We start from the raw sequence: 6,407 nt of genomic DNA, 5'->3' as shown, positions 1-6,407 counted from the left end.
GTTCCAGATATAATCTTAATGGCATCAGGTTCAGAAGTAGAACTTATATACAAAGCTCATGAAGTATTAAAGAAAAAGGGAATAGATGCTAGAGTAGTAAGTATGCCATCCTTCGAACTCTTTGAAGCTCAAAGCGAAGAATACAAAGAAAGCGTACTTCCAAAAGCAGTAAGAAAGAGACTTGCGGTAGAAGCAGCTTCCCCTATGGGCTGGTACAGATATATTGGTCTTGATGGAGATATAATTGCAATGAACGACTTTGGAGCCTCAGGAAAAGCAGAAGTTCTATTTGAAAACTATGGCTTTACTGTTGAAAATGTAGTCTCTAAAGCTGAGAAAATAGTATCTCAGAACATTAAATAAAATTCGTAAACCTAAGAGCCTAAATCTTAACTTTCTAAATTCTTTAAGATTTAGGCTTTAACATTTATTCAAAAAATTCTTTTACTTTAAACTATACATAATCTTATTTTAACGTTCCCTTAAACTAAAGTTAAAATTTTACATTTAAAATTGTTGTATAAGAACTTTAACTAAATAATATTCTTATTAATAATTTTAAAGGAGAATTGTAAATGAAAAAAAGACTTTTCCTTAAGTTATCCTGTTCACTTTTATCTATCGTATCCTTTACTTTTCTGACAATACCAAAAGGTCAAGTGTATGCTGCCAAGAAAAATAAGCCTAATCTAATCTTTCCTGTTATTAGCGATGTTCATATAGGGGGCACCAATGCAGATTTAAAATTTAGAAATACTTTGCAAGATTTAAATTGTAAACTTCCAAATTACAATGCCATCGCTATAGTCGGAGACATAACTGACAATGGTGAAGCTAATAACTACGATACTTTTATGAATATACTCAATTCAAATAAAAACCCCTCCGCAGCTAGCATAATAACTATGGGAAATCATGAGTATTATTCAAAAAACTCAACTCTTGCTCAGTGTCAAAACCGTTTTATTTCAAAAACTCATATGCCAGCTTTAAACTATGATAAGTGGATAAATGGATATCATTTCATAGTACTAAGTCCTGAAAATCTAGGAAAAGGAAGCGGAGTTGTAGTTACAGATGAGCAGCTTAATTGGCTCGATGGTAAATTAAGTGAAAATGAAGCTTATAACAAGCCTGCCTTTGTATTTTTGCATCAGCCAATCCCTCATACGGTTTATGGAAGCGATACTTGCGATAACGTAGAAAATCCTGATGAATTAACAGCCGTATTACAAAAACATCCAGAGGCTATTTACTTTTCAGGTCATTCGCATTATTTATTAGAACATCCAAGAACTATGTTTCAAAATGGATTTACCATGTTTAACACTGGTGCTATATATTATATGATGTCTGAAGACGATAATTATGAGCCTAACACACTAGCTGAAGGTTTAGTAGTTAAAGTCTATGATAAGAAAGTAGTGGTTAAATGTAGAGAATTTTCTCAGCATAAGTGGGTAGGAAAAACTTTTACTGTTGATTATCCAGTAACCTTTAAGCCCCAAGATAATAAACCTCCATATTGGCACTCTTCTGCTAAAGCTTTTGTAAACAATATAACTAAAAATTCAGCCGCTATTTCATATCCAAAGGCAAAGGATAACACTCTTGTAACCTCATATAAAATAGTAAATAAAACCACTGGCACTTCATATAAGGTTCTTAATAGTCTCTTATGCACAGAACCAGATTATCATACTTTTGATATAAATAATCTGACTCCAAATACTAATTATACTTTTGATATTTATGCCGTTGATGCTTTTAATAATGTATCTAGAAACAACTTAACAGTAAACTTTACTACAAAAACTGCTAATTAAAAAAGTTAGGAGAGATACTAAATGTCTCTCCCCTAATTAAAATTAATTTACTACGAAATATTCTTGTCTCTAAAGAAAACATATACCTTGAATAATTCCCCTTCTCTTTCAATTTTCATACTTCCACCATGAAGCTCTGCTATACCACTAGCTATAATAATTCCAAATCCCGGATTTTTAGAAACACACTTTTCATATATACACATGTCATAATTAGCAACATTTTTTATTGAAATTCCTATTTTGCCACCAGCTTTTTCTACTTCAATGTAAACCCTTGTGCCATTTAGCGAATATTTTAAAGCATTGACTATAAGCTCCACCATAAGCCTAGATATCTTTTTACCATCGGCACTTATAATTACTTCTTGACTAAAGCTGTTTACTATAAATTTAATATTTTTTTCGATATAATCCTGTGAACATTCGCCAATAACTTGATATATAAGCTCCATAATATCTATATCCTCTTTATTAAGCTCCACCTTCCCACTGTTTAATTTTGAAACTTCAAATAAATTCTCTATAAGTGTTTTCAGTTTTTTAGCCCTATCATATATTATATTTAAATATTCTTCTTTTTCCTTATCAAGTATATTTTCATTTTGATATAATCCAATATAATTTTCTATGGAATTAATAGGAAATTTTAAGTTATTAGACACGTTTAACACAATTTCAGATTTTAACCTTTCATCCTTAAGTCTTTCTTCAATTGCATTTTCATAATCATGCTTTATCAAATTTATATTATGCGCAAGCTTTGATAAATCCTTATCTCCACTTTCATTTAATTCAATAGAAAAATCCCCATCAGCAATTTTATTTGCACTCTTCAAAATATACTCAAAGTAATTCACCTTTTTCATTATATATAAGAAAATAATTACTAAGTAAACTATAAAAAAATCCTTTATACCATAACGTGTAAGAAGCTTTGTTATAAACAACTTAAAAGCGTATACTATTCCTAAAGCACTTAACCTTCTAGAATAAATTACCTCTGACAAAATTGCAGGAAGAATTATTGTTATAATTAAAATTAATGTGTATCTTAACTTCATATTGGATATTGTAAGCTTTCTAATTACTAAATTTATTATTTTACTTATCCATTTTGTATCCAATACCCCACACCACCTTTATATACTTAGGTTCCTTAGGGTTTATCTCTATTTTTTCTCTTATTCTCCTTATATGCACCGTAACCGTGTTTTCACTTTTATAAAAAGGTTCACCCCACACATTTTCGTATATTTGTTTTATTGAAAATACTCTACCTGGATTTTCTGCAAGCAAAAGAAGTATTTTAAATTCTAATGGTGTTAAGCTTACATCTTCTCCATCAACGACAACTCTATTCTTTTCCCTACTAATCTCTAAGCCGTCTATTTTTATTTCATCGCTGCTTATTTCTCCATCCCCAAGCACCAAGTATCTTCTAAGTTGAGACTTTATTCTAGCAACTAATTCAAGTGGGTTAAAAGGTTTAGTAACATAATCATCTGCTCCTACGTTAAGTCCTAGTATTTTGTCCACATCCTCAGTTTTTGCAGAAAGCATTATTATAGGAATATTTTTTGTTTCTCTTATTTTAAGGCAGGTTCTAATTCCATCTAGCTTTGGCATCATTACATCTAAAACAATTAGTTGAACCTCTTCTTTTCCTAGTATTTCAAGTGCTTCAATGCCATTTTCTGCTTTAAAAACCTCAATATCTGTTCCTCTTAAATATATTTCTATAGCATCTCTTATTTCTTTTTCATCATCCACAATAAGTACCTTTTGTTTCATTTAATCTGCCTCCAAGCTTTTAATTTATAAATAAGCTTAAATCTTAAAACTGTTAATATTAAATTCCAGTTTATATGACTAATTTAATATTAAGTTTATGGTGTTATTTTTAGTATTAAGAACATCTTAAACAAGTCTCCTTCTTTTTCAGCATACATCCTTCCGCCATGCAGTTCTGCTATGCCCTTTGCAATTGCAAGTCCAAGTCCTGAGCCTTCAACCTTCGAGTTTCTAGATTCGTCTCCTCTTTTGAATCTATCAAAAATTTCATTAGTATCAAATTTCATTTCATCTTCAGATATACTTTTAAAAGACACTACAATATCATCATTTTCTTTTTTCACTTCTACATATACATTAGTATTAGGCATAGAATACTTTATCGCATTAGATATTACATTTCCAATTAACCTTGACATTCTTTTTCCATCAATATAAAGTTCAACTTTTTCGCTAAAGCTTTTAACCTTAAACTTAATGTTTCTCTCATCATGATAATTTGAGCATTCACCTATTACTTGATAAATTAAAAAAACCATATCTATTTTTTCTCTATTAAGGTTTATTTTGCCGCTATTTACTTCTGAAACTTCAACTAAATCCTCTACAAGATTGTTAAGTTTCTTAGTCTTTTTTTCTACTATTTTCATATAGTCTTCTTTTTCCTCTAAGGATAAATTATCTCTTTTAAGTAAATCCACGTAAGTTAATATTGAAGTAAGAGGTGTTTTTAAATCATGAGATACATTGGTAATTAATTCCGTCTTTACCCTCTCATTTTTTATAGCTTCTTTAAATGCCTTTTCATAGCCATCTCTTATTGAGTTTATCTTGATTGCAAGTTTGTCCATATCAATATCTCCTGATTTTTTAATCTCAAGTGACAAATCTCCCTTTGCTATTTTTTCTGTATATTCTAAAGTATATTTAAAATTTTTTATCTTTTTTAAAGAAAGTAAAAATACTATAAAAATAAAGAGTATAAATGTAAAATCTATTGGTTCTTCTAATAAAATAATCTTTTTTATGAAATAAGACGGATCTTCTCCACCATCTACTACATAGGAAATAGTTAAATAAAAAACCAAAGTAACTGAAAATATGATGATTGCTTTTTTATATGGACCTTCAAAAGATAATTTTTCACAAACAAAATCAAACTTAAGCTTAAGTTCTATACACTCACTTTTTATATCACTTAAAAATTTCTTTATACCAAACTTTCTTATATATAAAAGTAATGAAATTAAATACAGACCCGCAGCTACAATTAATGCTACTAATAGCTCAATATTTTTACGTGCTATATTTATTTTTAAATTTATATCATACACTAAACCATCTACAAGTACATCTCTTTTATCAAACCAATAGTATACAGTCATATCCATATACACATCTCCGACGCTAGGTTTAGCTCCAGTAAGAGCAGCATACTTAGGGCTTGGAATCTCTACACCTCCACCTACCATTACGCGACTGTTGTTATACACATAAGCATTTTTCTTTATATAAGCTATAATATTTTTATCAATATCCGCTTTAATTTCTTTGTTCACTTTTAAATCTGCTAATGTCCAATATTCCCAAAACACCTTGTGCTTTTTATTATCTACAACAACAAATCTAACTGCATCGCTATCTCCTCTACCATAATAACTTTTAAAATCGTGCTTTTCAAAATCTTCTTCTTTAATTTCACCATCATTAATTTTAAAAAAATGATTTGTATACTCACCTAATTCCTTTTCATAGCCTTTACTTAAATCAGTAAGTTTGTCGTGCAGCGCCCATTTCCTATTAAACCAATTTTTATAATTGTCACTTGCATAAAAGTGATAATCTACTATACCTACCGCTATTAACAAAATAAGCAGCATAACGCTTCTCCTTAAAACTCCACCTATAAAAACTTTTTTAATAATTTTCAATAAAATTTTGCACGGATTCCAAAAAGGCATTCTCATACAGTTAATACCAATTCTTATAATGCGAGCTTTTATATCACTTATCAATTCTATTATTCCAAACTTTTTTATGTAAACCAAAAGTGAAATCAAATAAATCAAAGTAACTATGCCCAACGCACATATTAACGCTGCCATTTTACGTGCATTATTTATATTTATATCTATGATTTTTAGTATATCATCTGATGAGTAGTCCCTTTTATCCAGCCAATAATATGTTGTCCAATTAGTAATATCAGTTTTCTCCTCACCTGGATTCTTTGGAAGCATGCTAATATATCCATTTGCATAATTTTGTCCATATTTAATGTATGTATAAGAATTTTCACTTATATAGTTTTCAACATTACTCTTATTAATATTAACTTCTTTAGGCTCATATTTCAAAATATCCTTATAAGGCCAATCTTCCCAAAACATTTCTCCACTTGTATTATTTATAGTAACAAACCTAAATAACATTTTATTATTTTTGTTATCATGCTTCTTATAAAATTCATACTGAGTTTTGAAAAAGCTGTCTTCTCGTTTAGATTCATCTTCAACTCCAAGGCATTTTATACGTTCATTAAAATATTCCTTGTATTCTTTAACCATATCTTTTAGTTTATCTTCTACTATTTCATTTTTATTTCTTAAATTTTCAAATTCCTTGTTCTGATAAAAGCTATAACTTAACATGCCCGTTACTACAGACAAAATTATTACCAAAATAAATCTTCTCAAATTACTTCCCACAAAAACTTTTTTCAACAGTGATAGCAAAACTTTCACTACCCTTCAATTTTATATACGCCTGCCTTAGGCATTTTTAAAA

Annotated in this window: 5 protein-coding genes; 2 read left to right on the top strand and 3 right to left on the bottom strand. The window is 29.3% G+C overall.

Annotated features, from left to right (window positions below; genetic code table 11):
• On the top strand, positions 1-363 hold a 363-nt coding region (locus ACJDT4_RS22085; RefSeq protein WP_406789775.1), incomplete at its 5' end, for a transketolase-like TK C-terminal-containing protein.
• Positions 364-575: 212 nt separating this feature from the next.
• The gene (locus ACJDT4_RS22080; protein ID WP_406789774.1) at positions 576-1,826 is read left to right on the top strand and encodes a metallophosphoesterase; all 1,251 of its coding nucleotides are present in this window, start codon (positions 576-578) and stop codon (positions 1,824-1,826) included.
• Positions 1,827-1,876: 50 nt separating this feature from the next.
• Here ACJDT4_RS22080 and ACJDT4_RS22075 read toward each other — a convergent pair whose 3' ends face one another.
• The 3 genes from ACJDT4_RS22075 to ACJDT4_RS22065 form a co-directional block, all read right to left on the bottom strand.
• Positions 1,877-2,953 carry a sensor histidine kinase gene (locus ACJDT4_RS22075; RefSeq protein WP_406789772.1) on the bottom strand — a complete coding sequence of 359 codons (1,077 nt, stop codon included), beginning with the start codon at positions 2,951-2,953 and terminating at the stop codon, positions 1,877-1,879.
• Positions 2,931-3,620 (bottom strand): response regulator transcription factor, encoded by a 690-nt coding sequence (locus ACJDT4_RS22070; protein WP_406789770.1) that lies wholly within the window; start codon positions 3,618-3,620, stop codon positions 2,931-2,933. Before ACJDT4_RS22070 ends, ACJDT4_RS22075 begins: the two co-directional genes overlap by 23 nt.
• 95 nt (positions 3,621-3,715) lie before the next feature.
• Complete coding sequence (locus ACJDT4_RS22065; protein WP_406789769.1) at positions 3,716-6,316, bottom strand: sensor histidine kinase; 2,601 nt, start codon at positions 6,314-6,316, stop codon at positions 3,716-3,718.
• Positions 6,317-6,407: the final 91 nt, after the last annotated feature.

The organism is Clostridium neuense (assembly GCF_045310695.1).
Classification (GTDB): domain Bacteria; phylum Bacillota; class Clostridia; order Clostridiales; family Clostridiaceae; genus Clostridium_S; species Clostridium_S neuense.
This window is presented reverse-complemented; position numbering and strand designations above follow the sequence as displayed.